Below are 865 nucleotides of genomic sequence, written 5' to 3' on the forward strand. Positions count from 1 at the left end.
GTGGAACGGCTATATCAGCAAGACCCTGCTCCATGAGAGCATTGTGGAGTACTCGGGGGCACCGGTTTTTGTGTTTGTGGAGTGGATGTTCCTGATCAGCGGCGGGCTTACTGTGGCGTATATGCTGAAGCTGTATATCTCATTGTTTTGGGAGAAGAATAGGGATCCTGCAAGGCAGGCGGAGTTTGACGGCATGAACCGGCACTATATCAGGAAACAGAGCATGTTTGCCATCGGTGCCAGCGCGATTGTCCTGCCGGTGCTGGGGATGACGCCTGTGAAGACGATGGAAAGGCTGGCAGGGTCTGCCCAGGGCTTTATGCTCATGCATGAGGAGGGGCACATCCCCCATTTCTTCAGTATGGAGTGCCTCAGGGGCGGCCTGATCTCGATTGGCATCGGAGTTCTTGTGTATCTGTTTGTGATCCGGACGGTGTTCCTGAGGAAAAAGGCGGGGAGCGCCAGTTATTATGTGGATGCCTGGCCGAAATGGCTGGATTTGGAGAACCTGATTTACCGGCCGCTGTTCCAGCGGATCCTGCCGTTTATGGGCATCTTTGTGTGCCGGATCGGGGATTCCCTGGTGGACGGTATCATTGTCCTGCTGAGAAAGACCCTGTATAAGGACCGGAAGATTCCGTACCGAACCGGTTCACTGCCAAAGCTGGATGCCATTCTAGGGAAGGTGCTGGATAAAGGGGCAGGGTACCTCAAAAGGCAGGAGGAATCCGTATCCTATCGGTGGAAGCTGGGGACGCGGGCGCTGGAGAGAAGGGAAAGCCGGGATATGATCCGGTTCAGCCTGTCTTATGGGCTGCAGCTGGCGGGGATCGGGATGATCTTTATATTGGTGTATCTGCTGCTG

At 54.9% G+C, this 865-nt stretch carries 1 pseudogene; it reads left to right on the top strand.

From position 1 onward, the window contains the following. A pseudogene (locus HMPREF0240_RS23235) lies at positions 1–865 on the top strand (sodium:proton antiporter); the annotation flags it as partial.

Source organism: Clostridium sp. D5, from assembly GCF_000190355.1.
GTDB classification, from domain to species: Bacteria; Bacillota; Clostridia; order Lachnospirales; family Lachnospiraceae; genus Faecalicatena; species Faecalicatena fissicatena_A.